We start from the raw sequence: 22,812 nt of genomic DNA on the forward strand, positions 1-22,812 counted from the left end.
GCTCAGCTCCCCCTGTAGGTGGAATAGCCGTAGGGCGAAAGCAGCAGCGGCACATGATAGTGCTCGCGCGCATTGGAAATGCCGAAACGGATCGGGATCATGTCGAGGAAGGCAGGTTCCGTCACCGGCGCGCCGCTGGCCTTGAGGTAATCTCCGGCAAAGAACCGCAGCTCATAGATGCCGGGGCCGAATTCCGATCCTTCCAGGATAGCCCCATCCACCCGGCCATCGGCGTTGGTTTCCACACGGCGCAGGCGCGAGGGCTTCGGCTCCACCGCCCAAAGCTCGATCACAAGTCCAGCCGCAGGCTTGCCCAAGGCGGTATCAAGGACATGCGTAGTCAGACGGCCCATTCTGCTCTCCCTCTCGTCCTGCCCCGGTCTGCCGCGCGTCCGCAAGCCCGGGCTGGCTGGCATCCCGCGCCAGCCGAAATTTCTCAACCCTGAGGTTGCCTTACTTTCCGGGGAAACAATAGAACCGATTAGCGGGCGGAGCGATGCCTAAATGGCATCAATCAACGGCAAGTGCTCTTTGATGGCGAGCATGGCATGATCGTAGAACATACCTGGCGCCAGCCCGAGCGCCCGCAACGACGACGTGACCACCGCCAGCCGGTCCGCCTGAAGCGGGGCGTCACTCAAGGGCCGGAAAACCAGAAGCCCACCGGCCAGATCAGCTTCAAGCCCGATCTTCGTCTGAAAGCTGACCACCGCCCCGCGCCTTGTCAGCGCCCGCATGAAACTGAGGGAATTGGCCTCAACATAGGTGCGGATGTTGCCCGGCAAGCGGGTGAGAGCGGCATCGATGCGGGCGCGCAGTGACAGGCCCTTTGCAGGCAGCGCCAGCGGATAGCGCAGGCAATCGGCCAGTGTCAGATCCCCCGCATGGCTGGCCAGCGGATGATCCGGCGTCATCACGGCACCGATCACCAGTTCATGGGCGAAGGCAGTCGTGAGAGCGGATGTGCGCGGCGGATCGAAGGTAAAGCCGATATCTGCTTCTGCCCGTTCCACCATGCCGGTCGCCTGCAGGGCGCTCGTCACCGTCACGGACACGTGGATTCCGGGGTAGGACTTGCGGAAAGAGCCGATAATCTGCGGCAGGATGGAATCGGCCACGCTTTCGACGGTAGCAACCGACACTGTGCCGCGCCGCAGGCCCTTCAGGGCGTCCAGTTCCGCCACCGTGCCTTCAAAATCGGAATATGTGCGCCGCACATGGGCAAGCAGCACCTCGCCTGCCGGAGACAGGCGCAGGCCCCGGCCGAGACGCTCGAACAGGGCAAGGTCCAGCGCCTCTTCCAGCCACAGGATCTGCCGGTTCACCGCAGAGGAAGCGACATTCAACTGACGCGCTGCAGCGCGGATCGATCCGGCTGCGGCGACAGCCGCAAAGTAGCGCATGGCGGGCGCATAGAGACTGCGCGACCGGTCAGGTTCGGCTGGCTTGCGCCCGGTTTCCATGCGCCCTCACCTTTTTCACCTGTCAGCCTTACTCGGGCAGCATCACCGATGTGCCGGTGGTCTTGCGCGATTCCAGATCCCGGTGTGCGGTGGCCGCATCAGACAGCTTGTAGCGCTGGTTGATCTGGATCGAGACAATGCCCTGCTCCACCACGTCAAACAGCTCACCCGCCGTTTCCTCAAGGTCGGAGCGGGCGGCAATGTGATTGAACAGCGTCTGGCGGGTGGCAAACAGCGAGCCCTTCTGCGCCAGCATGCCGATGTTGAAATCAGTAATCGGGCCGGAGGACTGGCCGAAGGAGGCGAAGAGGCCCATGAATTTCAGGCAGTCGAGCGAACCGGGGAATGTGTCGCGGCCGACGGAATCATAGACCACATCGCAGCCCTTGCCTCCGGTGATCTCCTTCACCCGCTCGACGAAGTTCTCCGTCCGGTAATTGATGACATGGGTGTAGCTATTGGCCCTGGCGAGTTCCGCCTTCTCGTCCGAGCCAACGGTGCCGATGACCGTTGCGCCCAGATGCGCAGCCCATTGCCCGGCAATGAGGCCAACGCCGCCGGCAGCAGCATGGAACAGGATCGTGGAACCAGGCCCCACCTTGAAGGTGCGGCGCAGCAGGTAGCGCGCCGTCATGCCCTTCAGCATCATGGAAGCGGCAACGTCGCTGGAAATCGTCTCAGGCAGCTTCACCAGACGGTCAGCCGGCACAAGGCGCTCCTGCGCATAGGAGCCAAGCGGGCCGACATAGGCCACCCGATCACCCGGCACCACATGTGAAACGCCGTCGCCAACTTCAATCACAACGCCGGCCCCCTCGTTGCCGGGAACGAAGGGCAGACCATTCGGCGCCGGATAAAGCCCGGTGCGGTAATAGACATCGATGAAGTTCAGGCCCACGGCCTCATGGCGCACCCGCGCCTCACCCGGCCCGGGCTTGCCCGGCTCGAATGCTTCCCAGGTCAGAACCTCGGGACCACCGGTCTGATGAATGCGGATGGCGTGAACCATGATGTCTCCTCCAGATGATTTGTGCCGTACGGCAAAACCGGCCCGAGCTGCAGTCAGCAAAGGGCAGCTTCCGCACACGGCATTCTCGCGCGCAGGATAAAGGCAATACCGCTCAATGGGAAAGCCGCTTTCTGACGCGAAAGCAGCCCTTGTCAGCTTTGGGTCAGGCGTAGCGTTCCAGCGCCTGATGCACCGCCGAAACGGTCAGCAGATAAAGGCTGGAAATACCGAAGACCCAAGCCATCGGCTCGCTCAAGGTCATTTCGTTCCACAGCCCAATGCCGGCAGTTGCGAGCCATGCAGAGGTCATCACCAGCGTCAGCGGACGCCAGCGCTTGACCCGCACAGGATGGACGAAACGCACCGGCATGAAGGTGAAGAGACAGCAGGCCAGAACGACGGCAATGGTGAAGCCCTGCGAGGGCGACAGCAGCATCAGACCGAAAACGACCATGTTCCAGCAGGCCGGGAACCCCTTGAACGCCTTGTCATGAGTCTTCATGCCGTTGTCGGCAAAATAGAGTGCACCAGTGAAGACAACGAGCCCGCCACAAACCCAGTTCCACGGGCGGTCCAGCATTGGGCCCGCAGCCAGAGCAAAGGCGGGCAGGAATACGTAGGTGGCGTAGTCGATGACGAAATCCAGTGATGCGCCAGACCAGCGCGGCAGCCGTTCCGCGATGTTGTACTTGCGCGCGAGGGGGCCGTCGATGCCATCCACCACAAGGGCAAGGCCAAGCCAGACGAACATTTCCTGCCAGTTGCCGCGGGCACCTGCGAGAAGAGCGGCAAGAGCAATCGGCGCGCCAGAGGCCGTCAGCACATGGATGAGGAACAGCGCCGGCACATGGGACCGCTTTTCAGGGGTAATGTCAGTCACGGCGTTCACTTTCCCTTTGCCCGGTCCGCCCTGGAGCGGTCCGGATGCCGGTGCCTTCAACGGCACATCTGTCCAAGCTTTCACGCTTCTTGCGTGCGGCAGGTACAGATCCTGCCCAAGCCGGTTCCTAGAACCGGATGCTGGCACACCCCTGCCCGCATCCGTGACTAAACACGCGACCGGCGCATTGGTTCCCACCACGCCCGGCTCACACCTGCGCAAGCAGGATCAATGCACCTGTTTGGGCAATATTTCAATATCATGACAGGCAGCAAAGCAGGATTTTCATTGAAACTGGCGGATTTCTGCAGCTCTCGGGTCAAATTTTCCCGCTGAGAAACAACGTTGCCCCCATCAGGGACAGCCCCCACAGCAGCAGGAAAGCGCCAACAGCCTTGTAGAACCACCCGCTCGGCAGGTTCTTTTCCAGCGCCATCACCGCACCCAGCAGGCCCACCCAGATGATGTTCATGATGCCGACCGCGAACATCACGGTCATAAGCGCCCAGCAGCAGCCGAGGCAGGCCAGCCCCTGGATCAGGCCTTCCCGGTAGAACGCCGCCGCCGCACCGCCCGAAACAGGGCTGGACCAGCGCGGATACCAGCAGCGCAGGAGGCACGCCTGCTTGGCCGGGGTGAACTGATACAGCCCGGCGGCCATCAGCGTCGTTGCCGAGAACACCAGCGACACTGGCGCCATCATGGATGACAGCAGCCCGTAATCCGTCAGGAGCCATTGGACCAGCGTGGCGGCGAGCGAATATACCGTCCAGATGGTGAGATAGCCGAGTGCCAGCAGGCTGACCGTGACCGCCGCAGAGGGACCGGCGGCGGCATGGGCACGGCGCTTTGCATGAGCCAGAAATACGGGCATCGCCGTGGGCAGCATCATGGCCAGCGTCATCATCATCCACATGAGGAAGACGAGCCCTGCCCCGCCCATGCCCCAGTCATCAGCCGGCATGCCGAACGTGGTGGCGCCTGCCGGCAGGCACAGCACCGCCAGTGCCGCGCGCACATCCGTTGGCAAGCCGCCGAAGATATTGAAAGCGTTGAAGAGCCCCATGCCCGGCCCTGCCTCGGTCATGTCCATGACCGGAACCATCGCCGCGACGACAGCTGCAAGGTAAAGCCATCCGGCCACCGCCAGCAGACTGCACAGGAGAATGACCAGACGGCGTCCGCCGGACGCGCCGCTGGCCACGATCTTCTTCCCGGCGTCCCCAGCCTCGAGGTCTTCAGACATTGGCGCACTGCTGCCCATGAGCATCTTTCCTGCCGTCCACCGGTCAAGTGCTCCGGCCCCTCAAGCGAAAGCACTTGCCTGTCAGTACCATACCCCTTACCCCGGCGCAGGGCGCGACGCTTTGCGCAAGGTCAAGGCCTTGCATTTCGCTCATGGGGCACCATCCTGTCTTCAACAGGTCAAAAGATCAGGCCACAGATCGGGCAAGAGACATGAACACAGCTTCCGCAACAGGCACGATGGACAAGGCACAGGGCCAGAACCGCACTACGGATTTTGACGCTGCTGTCATTGGCGCGGGCCCGTCCGGCATGGCCGCTGCCCTTCTGCTGGCCAGACGGGGGCTGCGCACTGTTCTGGTAGCACCGGAGGTCAACACGAAAGACGCCCGCACCACGGCTCTGCTGCAGGCCTCGGTTGCCCTTCTCGACGAAAACGGTATCTGGGACAAGCTCGCCGCCCGCTCGGCCCCGCTCGCTCACATGCGCCTCATCGACGACACCCGCCGCCTGATCCGCGCGCCCGAAACCACGTTCGATGCCTCGGAACTGGGGCTTGAGGCCTTCGGCTACAATGTGCTGAACCGGGAGCTGAATGCGGAGCTGGAAGCTGCAATCAAAGCGGCTGACGGCCTCACATGGATCAGGACCCGCCTTGCGAAGCTGGAGCCAGCCGGGACAGAAGTGCGCCTGGCGATGGAAGACGGTACCACGCTGACTGCGGCCCTTGCCGTGGGCGCCGATGGACGCAAGTCCATGGTGCGGCAGGCTGCCGGAATAGATGTCAGGGAATGGTCCTACCCGCAAATGGCGCTGGTGATGAACCTGGAGCATGACCGGCCGCATGGCTCGGTCTCCACCGAATTCCACACGGCCACCGGCCCCTTCACGCTGGTGCCGCTGCCGGGGCGCATGTCATCGCTCGTCTGCGTCGTCACGCCGGAAACAGCCACCCATCTCAAGGCGTATGAAGATGGCGCGCTGGCCCTGGAGCTGGAACGGCGCGCCCATTCGGTGCTCGGCGCCTTCCGCATCGCCAGCCCGCGTCAGGTCTATCCGCTGAGCGGAATGATTGCGAAGAAAGCCGCCGCCAACCGCTGTGCCCTCATCGGCGAGGCCGCCCATGTGTTTCCGCCCATCGGTGCGCAGGGACTCAATCTGGGCCTGCGCGATGTGGCCGATCTCGCCCGTATCGTAGGCGAGGCGAAGGCCCGCGGCGAGGATGTGGGCAGCGCCTTGACGCTCGCCCGCTATGACAGCGCCCGCAAGCCGGACATCACCAGCCGCACCACGGCGGTGGACCTCCTCAACCGCTCGCTGCTGACGGACATGCTCCCCGTCCAGGCCCTGCGCTCCCTCGGCCTCTACGCCGCTGGCCGCTTCCCCCCCTTGCGCAAGTTCCTTATGCGCGAGGGGATCACGCCCAAGGCAACGCGGCTGCTGCCGTTCTAAGGGACGCCCTTCCCCGCTTTCTTCATGCCACGGCTTGATCGTGGCATTCATTCCCTGAAATCACCGCACGGGGACAGGCGCGGATGGACACCTGCATGCCACGGCTAGCTGCAACACCTCCGCGTCGACGCCCAGGTTTCACGCCATGTCCTGTAGTAGTTTCAGCCGTCAGCAGGACTCAGACGGCACCGCACAAAATCAACCAAAGATACATTTTGCGTCTTTCGCAACCCAATCCAGAAGATGGCTCGTCAAACATCTCAACGAGAACGCTGAACCAGAATGACATCAAACTGTCATGTCAATAATGTCGTTTATCCTCAAGTTCGAGGTGGGATGCGCACCGAATCCCCTTAAATGATTCTTTGAAAGACACTATGACCCAGGCCGTTGCCCTTTCCGGTGATTTTACAGATGCCGTTATCGGCATGGAACAGGCAGCGGATGAAACCGGAATTTTCGCGGCGCTCCACACCGCCTGTGAGCGGATACTGGGGCCAACCCAGCTCGCCGGCTTCGTAACGGCCCTGAACAGACGCTCCATCCGCCAGGTTTTCTGCAAAGGCTTAGCTGACTTGCCAATGGAAGCAGTAGGCGCTTGGCTTGCGGGTGCGCAAAACCGGGAGCCTGAGCCGGGCGGAACCTCAGACCTTGAACCACCGGCATTTTACCGGCTTCACAGTGACGGGCAGGTAATCGGCGGAGCCATCATGCGCTGCCCGCCGCTTGATGCCGGAAAGCAGGCGGTGCGTCAGCATCTCATCCGCCTGACAGCCAGCAGCCTGCGCACGCTGCAGCGCCAGAAGCTCACGCAGATGGTGCTGGAGGCACTGGAGCAAAGCGAGGAGGCCATCTCCTTTTACGATGAGGAAGATGGTGTGGTGTTTTCCAATCCGGCATACCACCGGGTCTTTCCGCATTATCCCGGGCGGCAAGGGCTGCTTGGGGCACGGCACCTAGATCTCTACAAGCTCGATCTTGAGGCTGGCATCATCGATGATCCCCTCGCCCGCACGAATCCCGATGCCTATCTCGCCGGGCGTGCCCAGCTCGCCAGCACGCTCGTTGATCACCATAGGGAAATCCAGACCCTTGGCGGCAGGACCTATATCTACTTCCGCATGAAGTCCAGAACAGGCGCCACCATGTCGCGCCGCATCGATATCACGGAACAGTGGCAGATCACGGCACAGCTGCGCGAGCGGGAGCGTGAACTGAAGGAACTTGTCTTCCGCGATGTACTGACGGGGCTGCACAACCGTGCCTTCCTGCGCCAGCACATCACGGACGTTTCAGCCAGACTTGAGGCCGGTGAGATCAGCGGTTTCGCCGTGCTGCTGATCGATCTCAATGATTTCAAGGCTGTGAATGATGCCTATGGGCATGACACCGGAGATCAGGTGCTCAAGGCCCTGGCAGAGCGGATCGCATCTGCCGGCGGAGGTGAACAGAGCACCATCGCCCGGCTTGGCGGTGACGAGTTCGTCATCGTCCTGGAGAACCAGACCTCCAGAATGGCTCTGCGGTCACTGGCCCGCCAGCTGATTACCTGCATTGGCAGCCCATTGGAGTCCAACACGCGGGTCTTCCGGATGGGATGCAGTATCGGCATTGCCATCGCCACCGGAGAACGCGCCATCCGACGTGATATTCTGGTTGATGCTGACGTTGCGATGTACCACGCCAAGAGCCGCAAGTCGAAACGCAGCGATTACGCCTTCTTCCGGCCGATCATGCTGGATGAACTCAACAGCCGCCGGAATCTGGTTGCCGCATTGCGGGCAGCCGTTTCAGAGCAGAAGTTTGAACTGCATTACCAGCCCCGCTTTTGCACCATGACGCGCCGGCTGATTGGCTTCGAAGCGCTGCTGCGCTGGCGCAACCAGCACAACCGTCCCGTTCCCCCAAGCCGGTTCATTCCCATTCTGGAGGAAACAGGCCTGATCGATCAGGTGGGCGAATGGGTGCTTGCGACAGCCTGCGAACAGGCCAGCACATGGCCCGGCCATCTCAGCGTTGCCGTCAACGTCTCTCCGGTTCAGGTCGGCAATGCACGCTTTGCGCAGAAAGTCGCGGACATCCTTGCCCGGACCGGTCTACCGGCACAGCGGCTGGAGCTGGAAATCACGGAATCGGTGTTTCTGGACAACGAAAAGGCTGCGGTGGAACGGCTCAACGAATGGCGGGCTCTTGGCGTGCGGGTGGCGCTGGACGACTTCGGCAAAGGTTACTCGTCATTTGAGTATCTCAGCTGGGTGCCGGTCGACATTCTCAAGATTGACCGGAGTTTCATTGCCCGTTTTGATCCCGATGACCCGAACCTGCGTGTCAGGGAGATCATGCACAGCATCATAGACCTTGGAAAATCTCTCGGCATGCTGGTGATTGCCGAGGGTGTCGAAAGAGAAGACCAGATGGAGCTTTTGCGCAGCATAGGCTGTCCACAGGTGCAGGGCTATCTTCTCGGCCAGCCTATGCCGCTTTCCGATGTTCTTCTCCTGCTGAACAGGATGGCGGAGCAGGTCTGCAGCCAGTAGACCGGATGATCACGCGCGCTGATGCGCGACGGGTTTACGGCACGCTGCCGTTCTTCAGGCAGTCAAAGGCCTGCGAAGAAGGATCACCAAACCGGCCTCTCCCCGCCTCCGTCGAGCCGTGGCATGACGGGGATGGGTTGAGCGCCCCGGCCATATCCCCCAAATACAAATCAGGCCCCCGGTTTCCCGGAGGCCTGAGAAGTTCTTGGCGGCAGTCCGGGTCAGGCCGTGAAGGGCCGGGTGCCGGAGGCGTCCTTGATTTCGGTCGGCAGGCCGATGCGGTTGAGGATGGCGAGGAAGGGTTTGGGGTCCAGCTCCTCGACATTCTTCATCGCGCCAACGTCCCAGGTGCCATCAGCGATAAGCATGGCGGCAGCGACCGGCGGCACGCCGGCGGTGTAGCTGATGCCCTGCGAACCGACTTCGTTGTAGGCTTCCTTGTGGTCGGCCACATTGAAGACGAGCACTTCGGCTGGCTTGCCGTCCTTCTTGCCCTTCACCAGCGTGCCAATGCAGGTCTTGCCGGTGTAGTCGGGCGCAAGCGAGGACGGGTCCGGCAGCACGGCCTTGACCACCTTCAGCGGCACGACTTCCACGCCTTCCGCCGTCTTGACCGGCTGCTCGGACAGGAGGCCGAGGTTCTTCAGCACGGTGAAGACGTTGATGTAGTGATCGGAGAAGCCCATCCAGAAGCGCACGTCCGCCTGCGGATAGTTGGCAGAAAGCGAGTGTACCTCGTCATGACCGGTCATGTATGTCTGCTGCTCGCCGACGACCGGCATGTCCCACACCTTGCCGACCTCGAACATCTTGTTCGACTGCCAGGCGCCCTGCTGCCAGGAATAGACCGTGCCGGTGAACTCGCGGAAGTTGATCTCCGGATCGAAGTTCGTGGAGAACCAGCGGCCATGCGAACCGGCGTTGATGTCGATGATATCGATCGACTCCGGCTCGGTCACATATTCATCGATGGCGAGGCGCGCGTAGGCATTGACCACGCCCGGATCAAAGCCGACACCCAGAATGGCGGTGATGCCCTTCTCGGCGCAGCGCTCGCGGCGCTTCCACTCGTAATTGCCGTACCAGGGCGGCGTCTCGCAGATCTTCTTCGGGTCTTCGTGGATGGCCGTATCCATGTAGGCGGCACCGGTCTCGATGCAGGCTTCCAGCACGGTCATGTTGACGAAGGCGGAACCGACGTTGATGACGATCTGCACGCCAGTCTTGCGGATCAGGTCCGCAACGGCGGCACTGTCCATCGCATTGAGGGCATGGGCTTGAAGAACACCCTCGACCTTCAGGCTGCCTTTTTCGCGGACGCTGTCCAGAATCCGCTCACACTTCGCAACGGTGCGCGAAGCAATATGAATGTCGCCGAGCAGGTCGTTGTTCTGCGCACATTTATGCGCGACAACCTGCGCTACGCCACCGGCGCCGATGATGAGTACGTTGCGCTTCATTTCGCCCATAGTCCTCCTTGGGTCTCTAAGGGTTGTACAGCCTCAAGGTGAGGCTGAAGTCACGACAGGGCCGCCGTGAAATCGTCATAGGTGAAATCCCGGGCAAGGCGCACGGAGCCGTCCAGCTCCTTCACCGCGATTGCCGGCATCTTCACGCCATTGAACCAGTTCTTCTTGACCATGGTGTAGCCGGCCGCATCCTGGATGGAGAGCCGGTCACCGGCAGCCAGAGGCTTTTCAAAGCGGAACTCGCCGAAGATGTCGCCCGCAAGGCAGGACTTGCCGCAGACCATCCACTCGTGATCACCCGCATTGGGCTCGACCTTGGCACTCTGCCGGTAGATCAGCAGATCCAGCATATGCGCCTCGATGGAGCTGTCGACGATGGCAAGGTTCTTGCCGTTGTGCAGCGTGTCCAGCACGGTCACTTCCAGCGTGGTGGATTTGGTGATCGCCGCTTCGCCGGGCTCCAGATAGACCTGCACTTCGTTTTCGCCCGCAAAGCGCTTCAGCCGCTCGGCGAACTTCTCCAGCGGATAGCCCTCGCCGGTGAAATGAATGCCGCCGCCGAGGCTTATCCATTCCATCTGACGGATGAGGAATCCGAAACGCTGCTCGATATGGCCAAGCATGCCGTCGAACCGGTCGAAATCGGCGTTCTCACAGTTGTTGTGGAACATGAAGCCGGTAATCTTGTCCGCAGCCTTTGCGATCGTCTCCGGATCGTGCTCACCAAGACGCGAGAACGGGCGGGCCGGATCAGCCAGATCGAAATCCGAGGTCGAGACGCCCGGATTGACGCGCAGGCCGCGCACATGGTTCGCCGACTGGCTCTCGAAACGCTCGAGCTGGCCAATGGTGTTGAAGATGATCTTGTCGGACGAGGCAATCACCTCGTCGATCTCATCCGGCGCATAGGCCACCGAATAGGCGTGTGTCTCGCCTGGGAACTTTTCCCGGCCGAGCTTCACCTCATAGAGCGACGACGAGGTGGTGCCGTCCATGTAGTTCGACATGAAATCGAACACGGACCAGGACGCAAAGCACTTCAGCGCCAGCAGCGACTTTGCGCCAGACGCCTCACGCAGCCATGCGATCTTCTCCATGTTCGGCAGAAGCTTCGACTTGTCGATCAGATAATAGGGGGTGGAAATCATCTCGTGCCCTTTGCGGATCCGGTCCTGAGGACAGGGACAAAACCTGTTGCGGGGGCTGTACCCCCTTTGGCCGCAACACTCAATGAAAATCGGCGCCCAGGGATGATTTACGTGCCTTTTCCTCACCAGATGGCAAATAGCACGGACGCAAGCCAAAGGCCTCATGACTGCTGCCGTGGTATAAAATGCAAGTTCCTTACCAAGGCTGCGCAAGAAAAATTCACTCGCGCATTTTCAAGACATGGCACGTTAGACGCTTGCAGTGAGAAGCAAGAACGCTAGACGACCCGCTGCTACCAGGTTACGAAACGGCTTATGCGCTAATCTTGAGCCAGCCAAGCAATCCATAAAAAGTATTCGTGAAGACGGCAGCGGCCTCAGGCCTTGCGCTCCCAGCCGCCACCATCGCGCTGCTGCCAATAGGTGACTTCCGCCCCCTGCCCCTTGAACAGCTTCCAGTGCTGACGCGCGTCCGCCAGAGCTTCCTGATCATTTCCGTCAAACATGACGACGACCCGGCCATAGCCATCGATGGGTGGCGGCACGGCCCGGTCCACCAGAAAGCGTACTTCCGCGCTGTTTGGATTGTCCTGTCCTACGGTGAGGAACACCGGCTGATGCTCGGGAAAGCCATCGGCAATGGTGCCATGCGGAAGGAACTCGTGATCGGAAAAGCTCCACAGGTGTGCATCCAGTGCCGCGCAACGCTCCTCAGATCCGCATTGCACCACCACCTTCCAGTCCCGCTCCAGACATTTCAGGAGAAGCCCCGGCAGCACCTCTTCCAGAGGCTGTCTTGTCAGATGGTAGAACAGGACTTCCGTGCTCACGGCTGATTCCTCACGTGTTTCCCGGCATTTGCCACGGTTTCGCACATCTGTGCCTGAAGTTGTACCCGCTCTTTCGATGCTGACGGACACCGGGAAAGGGCTCACCCTACGGGCAGCCTGCCCCCCGATTGCCCGCGTCAGCCACACCAGCGCCACAAAGGTGATGCCGCCGCGCAACATGCAGGGCCAATCCGGCAGAGTGTGACGTAACCGGATAGACAAGCCAACCCGCATCCAGCATTAACCGCTCGCAAATGCGCGGCTGGTACGGTGAACAAACCGGAAAACATTCAGGTCGATTCTGAATGAACCGGCGCAGAAGTTTCTGGGCCTTTCAGGCCCGATTTTCCGGGGGTTTGAATGCTCGTTCGCGTTGCGTTGTTCTTTACGATGGTCATGGGTCTGGCCGGAGCGACTGCCGCACTCGGCCTGGTGGTGACGGAAAACACCACGCAGTGCCAGACCTACAAGGCCTGTTGAGATCTGCGGCTTCTGCGCCGCACACTCTGCAGCCATCCTGTGAAGAAGCATATGGAAAACCCGCTGGAAAACCGGCGGGTTTTTTGTTGAAATCCTGTGGATAGCAGACGCTGGATCTGACCTGCTGCGCCTCAATTACCGTTCTTGCGGCGCATCGCAGCTGCAAGCTCGTCATGGCCGCGCGCCGCAAATTCATCCGCAACCGCCCTGCGGTTCTCCCCGGGATGGTTCTGGTTCAGCTTGGATTTAGCCTCAACGCGTTCGATGGAGATTTCCAGCGCAACGATCTTGCCGGTCATGTCTTCAAGATAATCCGCAGGGGCATCCCCCATCTTCCAGGCCCCCTCCCCGTTCAGCGCCTTTTCGTGGCGGCTGGTCAGGAGGCTGACGATCCGGCGCTTGGCAGCGGCCTCCCGCAGCCAGCGGATATGTCCGTGGATATGCACCACCTGATAGTTCCAGGTCGGTACCGCCCGGTGCGTCTCGGATTTGCTGGGATACCAGTTCGGGCTGACATAGGCATCTCCGCCCTGAAAAATGGCGAGCACCGGCGCTCCGTCCTGCACTTCGGTGTGCATGTCATTGGCCAGCGCCACATGTCCGGTAAGTTTGTCACCGGACCGCAGCAGCGGCAAATGATTGGCGCAAAGTCCGCCCGGCGTGTCAGCCACCACCGCCGCCAGCGGGTGGGCGCTGATCAGGCGCTCGATTTCATCCGGATCGGCCTCAGAAAAATGCGCGGGCGTATACATCGCGTTCCCCGGCAGAAGTGGAGCCGGGGCGGCAGCAGACAGGCCGCCGCCCCAAAACAGCTAAGAGCAATCTCAGCCTTCGTAGTGATCGCGCACCAGCTGGTCGAGAAGACGCACACCGAAGCCTGACGCCCAGCCCTGGCTGATCTCGTCCTTGACGGAGCCCATGGCCGTGCCGGCCACATCCAGATGCGCCCACGGCACATCATTGACGAAGCGCTGCAGGAACTGCGCCGCCGTGATGGAGCCTGCGGTGCGCCCGCCGGTGTTCTTCACATCCGCATTCGGGGTGTCGATCAGCTTGTCATAGGCCTTGGACAGCGGCAGGCGCCAGACGCTTTCGCCAGTCGTCTCGCCAGCGGCAAACAGGCGCTGCGCCAGTTCGTCGTTGTTGGAGAAAAGACCCGCGTTCTGGTTGCCAAGCGCAATGATCACGGCGCCGGTCAGCGTGGCCAGATCAATCATGAACTTCGGCTTGAAACGCTCCTGCGTGTACCAGAGCGCATCGGCCAGCACGAGGCGGCCTTCGGCATCCGTGTTCAGGATCTCGATCGTCGTGCCGGACATGGCACGCACGATGTCACCGGGACGCTGGGCGTTTCCATCCGGCATGTTCTCGACGAGACCGATGATGCCGATGGCATTGACCTTTGCCTTGCGCGCAGCCAAAGCATGCATGAGACCGGTGACGGCCGCGGCCCCGCCCATGTCGCCCTTCATGTCTTCCATGCCTGCCGCAGGCTTGATGGAGATGCCACCGGTGTCGAACACGACGCCCTTGCCAACGAAAGCGACCGGAGGCTCATCCTTCTTGCCGCCGTTCCAGCGCATGATGACAAGCCGCGGCGGACGGACAGAGCCCTGCGCCACGCCAAGAAGCGCTGCCATCTTCAGCTTCTTCATTTCCTTTTCGGTGAGGATCTCAATCTCCACACCGAGTTTTTCGAGCTTCGCAGCGCGGTCCGCGAATTCAACGGGCCCGAGCACGTTGGCCGGCTCATTGACCAGATCGCGCGCAAGCAGGACACCCTCGCCGACGGCATCTGCATCTGCGAAGGCCTTCTTGGCAGCCTTGGATTCCGGGCCAATGATATTGAGCGTCAGCTCGACTGGCTGGCCATCCTCATCTTTCTTTGTCTTGTAGGCGTCAAAGCTGTAGGAGCGCAGCTTTGCCCCGAGCGCGAACTGGGCAGCCGCATTTGCGCTCACCTCACCACCGCCGGGGAGCTCCAGATAGACGATGGCATCGGCGGCACGGGCGCCGGCGAGCGCCGCCTGCACGGAACCACCCAGCTTGAGCCAGTCGGTGTCCTGCATGTCCTGCGCCTTGCCAAGGCCGAAGACGAAAAGACGATCGAGATCGAGCCCTCCGGGCGCGACGAGATCCAGCTTCGAGCCGCGTTTGCCCTTGAAGCCACCAGCGCTGGCCGCACGCGCAAGCCCCCCCGGCAGCGCATCCAGCAGTCCGGCGGCCAGCGGACCGGCGGTCAGAGAATCATCGGCCAGAACGACAGCGGCAGGAGCCGGCGCAGCAGAGGCCTTGCCGAATTGGATTTTCGTAAGCTTGTTCATTTTTCCATCTTGGGTTCACTTGTCCGTCAAAGGCGGGCAAGGAGGCTGCAAATTCCATCAATGTGGCCTGATACGCCTTGTGCAGCAAGCCTTTGCCGAATAAATCTGCTGTCAGGCAGGCAGCTGCAGGCGAGCCTCCGGCAGCATTCAAATGCCGTTTCCGGATGAAACAGGTCTGCGGCCCAACCGAATTGAAGTCCGGCAGAGAGCATGAAGACACTCGAACGTTACATCATCCGCCGGTCCGTTTTCGTCTTCACGATGACCCTCGCTGCCATGACCGGTGTGGTATGGGCGACGCAGGCGCTGCGCCAGCTGGATCTGGTCACGTCCAAAGGGCAGACCATCGTCCAGTTCATCTCCATCACGATGCTGGCTATGCCGTTTCTGGTGGTCATCGTTGCGCCCTTTGCGCTGATGATTGCCCTCATTCTGGTGCTGAATGCCCTGTCCAGCGACAGCGAGCTGATCGTCATCAATGCCACAGGCGGCTCCCGCTATCTCGTGCTGCGGCCTGTGCTCATTTTCTCTCTTGGTATCTGCCTGCTCACCGGGGTGATGTCGCTTTATGTTGCGCCGGAGGGGCTGGCGCGGCTGCGCGATGAAATCACGCGGGTGCGGGTAGATCTTGTGGCCAACATCGTGAAGCCCGGCCGCTTCATTTCCATGGCAGATGGCCTGACCTTCCACATCCGCAACCGCTCCGGTGATGGTGCGCTGGACGGCCTCCTGCTGCATGACACCCGTGATCCGGCAACGATCTTCACCTATGAATCAGAGGTCGGACACATTGTGGAGATGGAAGGCCTTACTCTGCTGGTGATGCAGAATGGCACGATTCAGCGCCGTCCGAAGACGAGCGGCGACATCTCGATCGTCAGGTTCCAGTCCTACGCCTTCGATCTGTCGAGCCTTATCCCCAATGCGGCAGAGCCAGTCTACAAGGCGAGTGAACGCCCGACCTGGGCCTTGATCAACGATCCTGAGCCAGACGAATTTGCCCGCCTTTATCCGCTTCGCATAAAGGCGGAACTGCATAACAGGTTCAGCCAGCCACTTTATGCCATCGCCTTCGGCCTGATTGTGTTCGCCTTTCTGGGACAGGCACGAACGACCCGGCAGGACAGAGGTCTTGCCTTGCTTGGCGCGCTTGCCGGCTGCATCCTGCTGCGCACCGCAGGCTTCGGCGCAACCTCACTTGCAGGCAGTGAGGCAGCCCTCATCGCCGCCTATTATGCTGTGCCTGTGATCGGGATCATCCTGCCGGCATGGTTCATCCTTCAGTCCGACACTGGCGCTGCTCCGCACTGGCTCGCCAGGCTTATCGACCGGATCACAGACTTGAGCGAACGCACCCAGGCGAGGCTCGCTGGCCGCCGCATGTCGAAGGGAGCCTGAACCTCATGCTGGGAGCCACCCTCTCCTTCTATTTCTCGCGGCGGTTTCTGCGCTCCATTCTGGGGCTGTTCCTGCTCGCAGCGATCCTGATTTTTCTATTCGACGTGCTCGAACTCCTTCGCCGGGCCGGTGAGCAGGGAGACCTGTCTGTCCTGCGGGTCAGCGTCATTTCGCTCCTGCGCGTGCCGCTGCTGCTCGAACAGGTCATACCCTTTGCTGTGCTCTTCGGTGCCATTTCGGCCTTCGTCACCTTGAGCCGCGGCCTGGAACTGGTCGTCACCCGTGCCGCCGGCATTTCCGTCTGGCAGTTTGGCGCACCAGCAGCCATGGTTGCGCTCATCCTCGGTGTGCTGTCAGTTGTTGTTTACAATCCTGTTGCGGTCTGGATGCAGCAGCAGTCTGATCAGGTGGCTGCCGGGCTCTTTGGCGGTGAGGAGAGCTTTCTGCTGCAGACAACCAATGCCGTCTGGATGCGGCAGGATGGGCTGGACGGAGAATCCGTTCTCAATGCCGAACAGCTTCTCGCGCAAGGCACTGTCCTGCGCGGCGTGACCATCTTCACCTTCAATCGCAAGGGACGTTTTGATGAGCGGATCGAAGCGCGTGAGGCAGAACTGAACGAAGGCTACTGGGTGCTCAAGGATGCAGTTGTCTACCGCATCAATGCCGATCCCCAGCACCATAACACCTATCGGGTCAGCACCTTCCTGACGCCAACGGAAGTGCGCGAGAGCATCGGCTCTCCCGAATCAATCTCTTTCTGGAACCTGCCACGCTTTATCGAATTGGCCAGCCGCGCAGGCCTGCCTGCCTATCGCTATACACTGCAATATCAAACGCTTCTGGCCCGTCCCCTGCTTTTATTAGCGATGGTTCTCATCGCAGCAGCAGTTTCTTTAAAGGTTTCGCGCTTTGGTGGGCTCGGCAAGATGATTCTGGGTGGAATCGCCGCCGGGTTCGTGCTTTACGTTCTCTCTGAGCTCGCACGCGATCTCGGAGGGGCTGGTATCGTCCCGCCGGTGGTAGCTGCCTGGGCCCCAGGTGTGTTTGGAGTTCTCATGGGTTTGACGATCCTGCTCAATCAGGAAGACGGCTAGATGGCGGTTACGATGCGTCGCAAGTCGCGCTTCCCGAAGAAAGGTGGATGTACACAGGCACGCGGTCTTATGATTCGCGGGCTTGGTACTGTTATTGCCTGTTCACTGATCACTGCCCCCTGGGCCGCGCCTGTTGCTCTTGCGCAGTCTCCCACGTCTGCAGCGGTTTCGACCAACGTCAACCCAAACGCAGAGATGCTGCTGGAGGCCGATGATCTCACCTACGACTACGACCGGGACAAGATTCTGGCGCGCGGCAAGGTGCAGATTTTCTACGACGGCTACACGCTGGAAGCGGACGAAGTGATCTTCGACCGTGGGTCTGCGCGCATGTTCGCCAAGGGTAACGTCAAAATGGCGGAGCCGGATGGCAACATCATCACGACGCAGGAGATGGAGCTTACGGACAATTTTGCCGAAGGCTTCGCCCGTTCGCTGCAGGTCGATTCGCCCCAGCGCACCAGGTTCATCGCGGAGAGCGCCAATCGCGAAGGCAGCAATGTAACGACCTTCAACAATGGTCTCTACACGGTTTACACGCGGCAACCCGCAGAGAAGCCGCCGCTGTGGCGTCTGCGTGCCCAGAAGATCATCCACAATCAGGAAGAGAAGGTTGTCCGGTTCGAGGACACACGGCTGGAATTCTTTGGAATGCCCGTGGCTTATATCCCGTACCTGTCGATGCCGGACCCGTCCGTCAAGCGCAAGTCCGGCTTCCTGACACCAACGGCATCTATCTCGTCCAATCTGGGCTACGGCTTGACCGTACCCTATTACTTGGCTCTTGACCCTCACTATGACCTGACCGTCGCCGCCACCGGCTTTACCAAGCAGGGCGCATTGGGAACCGCCGTGTGGCGCCAGGAGCTGGAACAGGGCAAGTACCTGATTTCGGGCGCGCTCATCTCGCAGAAAGAGCCCTCAGCGTTCCTGACCAAAAGCGGTAACAGACGCTGGCGCGGTGTGCTGCACACGGAAGGTGACTACGTGCTGTTCAACAGCTGGTCGCTTGCCTGGAACCTGACCTACAAGTCAGACCGGTCATTCCTCTCAGATTATCAGCGTCTGAACATCGGCGGAGCCAGCGATGTTTCGCAAGTCTCCCTCTCCCGCATCTGGCAAAGGAACGCCGTCAGCGTCTATGGCTACGCCTTCTCGATTTCCCAGGAAGACTACAACACCACATCGAACGCTCCAATTGGTCCGTTCGAGCGTGTCGGAGCGAAGCTGCAGGACAAGCAGCCCTACGTCTTCCCCGTTGCTGATGTCAATTACGTCTTCGATCAGCCGATCGCGGGCGGAGAGCTCTCGTTCAAGAGCAACTTCACCAGCCTGACGCGCGCCGAAACGGACGCATATTCTGTCAATGGCGAGAACCGTTATCGGGGCGTGGACGGTACATTCTCCCGCTGGAGCGTTAACACTCAATGGCGGCGCACTCTGATCGATCCGATCGGTCAGATGTTCACCCCCTTTGCCTATGTGCGCGGCGATCTGTTCTTCCTTGGCTCACAGGACAAGAACGTCACCACGCTGACGGATGAGGCCTTTGTTGGCCGTGTTATGCCGGCTGTGGGTCTGGAGTACCGCTATCCCTTCATCGCGAGCTTCAACGGCGGCAACCAGATCATCGAGCCCATTGCGCAGATCATTGTACGGCCTGACGAGCAGCGCATCGGGGAACTGCCGAACGAAGATGCCCAGAGCCTGGTCTTCGATACAACGACCCTGTTTGCCTATGACAAGTTCTCCGGCTACGACCGCGTGGAAGGCGGTACCCGCGCCAACCTCGGCTTGAGCTACAAGTTCCAGCTTGATAGCGGCGAATATCTGAGCACCTTATTCGGCAGGTCGTTCCACCTGTCTGGCCGCAACTCTTTCGAAAAGCCCGACCTGTTCGGCTCGTCGCTTGAGTCAGGTCTTGAGACCGGTGAATCCGACTATGTGGCAGGTTTCGCGCTTGACACGCGGCGGGGTGTCACCCTCGGTTCACAGGCCCGGTTCGACGAGCAGGACCTTTCCGTGCGGCGCCTTCAGGTTCAGGCGACCGGCAGCTATGGTCCTGTCGTGAGCACCTTCGCCTATGCCTTCATGGACAAGCAGCCCCAGCTTGGCATCAACAATGACCGGGAAGAAGTTCTGGCCTCGAGCAGCCTGCGTATCGCCGAGAACTGGCGTCTGTTTGGCGGCGTGCGCTATGACCTCAAGAACGAGAATATCGTTCAGGACTCAGGCGGCGTTGGCTATGACGACGAGGGCTTCTCCATGTCCCTGTCGTATCAGCAGGATCGCAGCCGCAACAATGGTGAGCCGGTCAACCGGACGGTCTTCTTCCGCTTCGGTCTGCGGACCATTGGTGATACGCAGGTTTCCAGCTCTGCCAACCAGTGACGGAACGAAAGGCAGCGTCATGCTGCCTTTCGTGCATCCGGACTGACCGGGAGAGTTTGCTGCCCAGCGTTCGTGAAATGATGGCCAGCACTTGCGTAAACGGCTCAATTTGGCCATTGTTTCAGGGCATTGCGTGAACCAAAGTACTGACCGCAACCGGTGTGAACCTCGTTACAGGTCAAGATCATGTCCACGACGTCATAAGGGAGACGCCGGGATTACGTGCCGGCTGGGATGAGATGAAAAAATCACTGATGATCGCCTGCGCCGCTCTTTGCCTTGTGGCGGCAACACCTGTCGGCACTCAAGCTCAGTCCGCAATCAAGGTGGTTGTGGATGACCAGGCCATCACCTCGTTCCAGATCGGTCAGCGTGCCCGCCTCATTTCCCTGACCGAGCGCAAGAGCGGCGCAGCCGCCACCAGGGCTGCGCAGGATGAGCTCATCGACGAGGTGCTTAAGCTGAAGGAAGCAAAGCGCTACGGCATCACCGTGTCAAAAAAGCAGATCGACGATGCCTTCGCCACGATCGCGTCCCGGGTCAAGCTCAGCCCCGCCAATCTGTCGACAGCTCTGCGCCAGAGCGGTGTTGATCCGGATACACTCCGTGACCGGCTGCGCACGGAAATCGCATGGTCGCAGATCTTGCGCCAGCGCTTTCAAGGCCGGGTGTCTGTCAGCGAATCCGACATTGCTGCGCAGCTTCAGAAGCTGAAAGACGGTAAGGAAGAGCCGCTTAAAAGCATCGAGTACCGGCTTGAGCAGGTGATCTTCGTGGTGCCTGAAAAGGCTTCCGGCGGTTTCAAGGCTCAGCGGAAAAGAGAAGCCGAACAGCTGCGCAAGAGCTTCACGACCTGTGAACAGAGTTCCGAGCAGGTCCGGGCGTTCAGCGAAGTTGTGGTCAAGACTGTTGGCTTCCGCCTGGAAACAGAGCTTCCCGCGGACATGAAGGATGTGATCGCGAAGACGGCCGTGGGCCAGCTGACACCTCCGCAGGTGACGCCGCGCGGACTTGAAATGATCGCCGTTTGCGGCAAACGGGAGCTTGCTTCGGATGTTGCGGCCCGTACCGAGATCGAGGACGAGCTGCGCCAGAAGGAAGGCGAGCAGCTGACCCGGCGCTACATCCAGGACCTGCGCCGCCAATCTGTAATTTCCTACAGGTAACAAACCGGGCAAGGTTCCGCTGATGGCTGACATCCGTCTTCCGCTTGCCGTGACAAGCGGCGAACCCGCAGGCATCGGACCGGATGTCACCCTGCAATGCTGGGCAGAGCGGGGCCTAATGGCGCTGCCGCCCTTCTATGTCCGGACAGATCCTGATCTCTTGCGCAGCAGAGCCGCGCGGCTAGGCCTCGACGTGCCCATCATCGAAGTGGCCCCGGAAGATGCCTGCGAAGCATTCTCCGGCGCGCTTCCGGTGGTTTCGGCCGGTCAAAGCGTGGCTGATCTGCCGGGAGAGCCGGATTCATCAACCGCCGGCGCCGTCATCGCCTCGATTGACGCCTGTGTGACCGATGTGCGCAAAGGCCGGGCTGCTGCCGTCGTCACCAATCCTATCGCCAAGAAAACGCTCTATGACGCCGGTTTCCGCCATCCTGGCCATACCGAGTATCTGGGAGTGCTGGCCGCACAGTTTGGGGCCGGGCCCCATACACCCGTGATGCTGCTGGCGGGGCCTGAACTGATGGTGGTGCCCGTCACCGTCCATATTCCGCTCAGTGCCGTTCCCGCCACGCTGACGGCTGACCTCATCCTTGAGGCCGCGCGCATTGTGGACAGGGACTTCCGCAAGCGGTTTGGCCTATCCAAACCACGCATCGCCGTTGCAGGCCTCAATCCGCACGCCGGTGAAGGCGGCAGCATGGGACGGGAAGATATCGATGTCATAGCGCCAGCCCTTGAGCAGCTGCGCAATGAGGGCCTGGATGTCAGCGGCCCCTGGCCGGCCGATACCCTATTCCATCCGGAGGCGCGCAAGACCTATGACTGCGTGCTCGGCATGTATCACGACCAGGTGCTGATCCCGGTGAAAACCATTGCCTTTGACGACACCGTTAACGTAACCCTCGGCCTGCCGTTCGTGCGTACCTCGCCCGATCATGGCACCGCTTTCGATATTGCAGGCACAGGCAAGGCAAGGCCGCAGAGCCTTGCAGCCGCCTTGCGCATGGCCGCCGTCCTGGCTGAGCCGGAGCATATTGCCGGAGAACCTTGAATGAGCCAGATCGACGATCTGCCCCCGCTGCGCGAGGTCATCCGCATGCACGGCCTCGACGCGAAGAAGTCGCTTGGCCAGAATTTCCTGCTGGACCTCAATCTCACATCCCGCATCGCGCGCTCGGCCGGTGACCTCTCGGCCTGCACCGTGGTCGAGGTCGGTCCCGGTCCTGGCGGCCTAACCCGGGCGCTGCTTGCAAATGGCGCGCGCAAGGTGGTGGCCATCGAAAAGGACAGCCGCTGCCTTCCAGCTCTTGCGGAAGTCTCGGCGCATTACCCGGGCCGCCTGGAGGTGCTTGAAGCCGACGCGCTGACGATTGATCCGGCCACGTTGAGTGAAGGCTATCCGGTCAAGATCGTCGCCAACCTGCCCTATAATGTCGGCACCCAGCTCCTGCTCAACTGGATAACCTCTCCCACGTGGCCGCCGTTCTGGGACTCGCTGACGCTGATGTTCCAGAAGGAAGTGGCCGAGCGCATCGTGGCCACAGTTGAGGATGATGCCTATGGCCGGCTTGGCGTGCTGGCGGGATGGCGGACGCGGGCGAAGATCCTGTTTGACCTGAATCCGCAGGCCTTCACACCGCCGCCGAAGGTTACATCGTCGGTGGTCCAGCTCACGCCGAATCCCTCGCCCCTGCCCTGTGATCTGAAGGATCTGGAGCGGGTGACGGCAGCGGCCTTCGGTCAGCGCCGCAAGATGTTGCGTGCATCACTCAAGAGCTTGAAGTCCGATGCCGAAGCGCGGATCAGCGATTGCGGACTTGCGCCGACAGCACGGGCCGAAGAGATCGACATCGCCGGATTTGTTGCGCTCGCAAGCCGGTTTGCGCAGGCTTGATCTCAGCTGCGGCATCGAAGCAAGCCGGT

The 22,812-nt window shown here is 60.8% G+C and carries 18 protein-coding genes; 8 read left to right on the forward strand and 10 right to left on the reverse strand.

Annotation, left to right across the window (positions count from 1 at the left end):
* Positions 1-2 precede the first annotated feature (2 nt).
* From uraH to V6L75_RS01570, 5 genes are all read right to left on the reverse strand, one after another.
* Positions 3-353 (reverse strand): hydroxyisourate hydrolase, encoded by a 351-nt coding sequence (gene uraH, locus V6L75_RS01550; RefSeq protein ID WP_019965688.1) that lies wholly within the window; start codon positions 351-353, stop codon positions 3-5.
* 147 nt (positions 354-500) lie between these two features.
* On the reverse strand, positions 501-1,463 hold the full coding sequence (locus tag V6L75_RS01555; protein WP_334249773.1) for a LysR substrate-binding domain-containing protein: 963 nt from the start codon (positions 1,461-1,463) through the stop codon (positions 501-503).
* A gap of 28 nt (positions 1,464-1,491) precedes the next feature.
* The gene (locus V6L75_RS01560; protein WP_334249774.1) at positions 1,492-2,472 is read right to left on the reverse strand and encodes a quinone oxidoreductase family protein; all 981 of its coding nucleotides are present in this window, start codon (positions 2,470-2,472) and stop codon (positions 1,492-1,494) included.
* Positions 2,473-2,635: 163 nt separating this feature from the next.
* Positions 2,636-3,352 (reverse strand): CDP-alcohol phosphatidyltransferase family protein, encoded by a 717-nt coding sequence (locus V6L75_RS01565; RefSeq protein ID WP_334249775.1) that lies wholly within the window; start codon positions 3,350-3,352, stop codon positions 2,636-2,638.
* Between the two features lie 319 nt (positions 3,353-3,671).
* Positions 3,672-4,598 (reverse strand): DUF2182 domain-containing protein, encoded by a 927-nt coding sequence (locus V6L75_RS01570; RefSeq protein WP_334249776.1) that lies wholly within the window; start codon positions 4,596-4,598, stop codon positions 3,672-3,674.
* 212 nt (positions 4,599-4,810) lie between these two features.
* On the opposite strand from V6L75_RS01570, the gene V6L75_RS01575 reads away from it, so the two are divergent.
* Positions 4,811-6,049, forward strand: coding sequence for a UbiH/UbiF family hydroxylase (locus V6L75_RS01575; protein ID WP_334249777.1), 1,239 nt, complete (start codon positions 4,811-4,813; stop codon positions 6,047-6,049).
* Between the two features lie 710 nt (positions 6,050-6,759).
* Positions 6,760-8,586 (forward strand): putative bifunctional diguanylate cyclase/phosphodiesterase, encoded by a 1,827-nt coding sequence (locus V6L75_RS01580; protein WP_334249778.1) that lies wholly within the window; start codon positions 6,760-6,762, stop codon positions 8,584-8,586.
* A 221-nt stretch (positions 8,587-8,807) separates the two neighbouring features.
* On the opposite strand, the gene V6L75_RS01585 is transcribed toward V6L75_RS01580, so the two are convergent.
* From V6L75_RS01585 to V6L75_RS01605, 5 genes are all read right to left on the reverse strand, one after another.
* Positions 8,808-10,046, reverse strand: coding sequence for a saccharopine dehydrogenase family protein (locus V6L75_RS01585; RefSeq protein WP_334249779.1), 1,239 nt, complete (start codon positions 10,044-10,046; stop codon positions 8,808-8,810).
* Between the two features lie 59 nt (positions 10,047-10,105).
* Positions 10,106-11,203 (reverse strand): carboxynorspermidine decarboxylase, encoded by a 1,098-nt coding sequence (locus V6L75_RS01590; protein WP_334249780.1) that lies wholly within the window; start codon positions 11,201-11,203, stop codon positions 10,106-10,108.
* A gap of 377 nt (positions 11,204-11,580) precedes the next feature.
* Positions 11,581-12,033, reverse strand: a complete 453-nt coding sequence (locus tag V6L75_RS01595) for a DNA polymerase III subunit chi (protein ID WP_334249781.1) — start codon at positions 12,031-12,033, stop codon at positions 11,581-11,583.
* Positions 12,034-12,644: 611 nt separating this feature from the next.
* Positions 12,645-13,265: an FMN-binding negative transcriptional regulator gene (locus V6L75_RS01600; protein WP_334249782.1), complete on the reverse strand. Its 621-nt coding sequence runs from the start codon at positions 13,263-13,265 to the stop codon at positions 12,645-12,647.
* A gap of 72 nt (positions 13,266-13,337) precedes the next feature.
* Positions 13,338-14,837, reverse strand: a complete 1,500-nt coding sequence (locus V6L75_RS01605; RefSeq protein ID WP_334249783.1) for a leucyl aminopeptidase — start codon at positions 14,835-14,837, stop codon at positions 13,338-13,340.
* A 210-nt stretch (positions 14,838-15,047) separates the two neighbouring features.
* Here V6L75_RS01605 and lptF point away from each other — a divergent pair, with 210 nt between their 5' ends.
* The 6 genes from lptF (at position 15,048) to rsmA (ending at position 22,783) form a co-directional block, all read left to right on the forward strand.
* Positions 15,048-16,235, forward strand: a complete 1,188-nt coding sequence (lptF, locus tag V6L75_RS01610) for an LPS export ABC transporter permease LptF (protein WP_334249784.1) — start codon at positions 15,048-15,050, stop codon at positions 16,233-16,235.
* Between the two features lie 5 nt (positions 16,236-16,240).
* Complete coding sequence (lptG, locus tag V6L75_RS01615; RefSeq protein ID WP_334250008.1) at positions 16,241-17,332, forward strand: LPS export ABC transporter permease LptG; 1,092 nt, start codon at positions 16,241-16,243, stop codon at positions 17,330-17,332.
* A complete protein-coding gene (locus tag V6L75_RS01620) occupies positions 17,333-19,723 on the forward strand; it encodes an LPS-assembly protein LptD (RefSeq protein WP_334249785.1) in 2,391 nt (796 codons plus the stop codon).
* Between the two features lie 239 nt (positions 19,724-19,962).
* Positions 19,963-20,889: a peptidylprolyl isomerase gene (locus V6L75_RS01625; protein ID WP_334249786.1), complete on the forward strand. Its 927-nt coding sequence runs from the start codon at positions 19,963-19,965 to the stop codon at positions 20,887-20,889.
* 22 nt (positions 20,890-20,911) lie between these two features.
* Positions 20,912-21,940 carry a 4-hydroxythreonine-4-phosphate dehydrogenase PdxA gene (gene pdxA, locus V6L75_RS01630; protein WP_334249787.1) on the forward strand — a complete coding sequence of 343 codons (1,029 nt, stop codon included), beginning with the start codon at positions 20,912-20,914 and terminating at the stop codon, positions 21,938-21,940.
* Positions 21,941-22,783: a 16S rRNA (adenine(1518)-N(6)/adenine(1519)-N(6))-dimethyltransferase RsmA gene (gene rsmA / locus V6L75_RS01635; protein ID WP_334249788.1), complete on the forward strand. Its 843-nt coding sequence runs from the start codon at positions 21,941-21,943 to the stop codon at positions 22,781-22,783.
* The last annotated feature ends 29 nt before the right edge of the window (positions 22,784-22,812 follow it).

This window comes from Pannonibacter anstelovis, from assembly GCF_036881715.1.
Taxonomy (GTDB): domain Bacteria; phylum Pseudomonadota; class Alphaproteobacteria; order Rhizobiales; family Stappiaceae; genus Pannonibacter; species Pannonibacter anstelovis.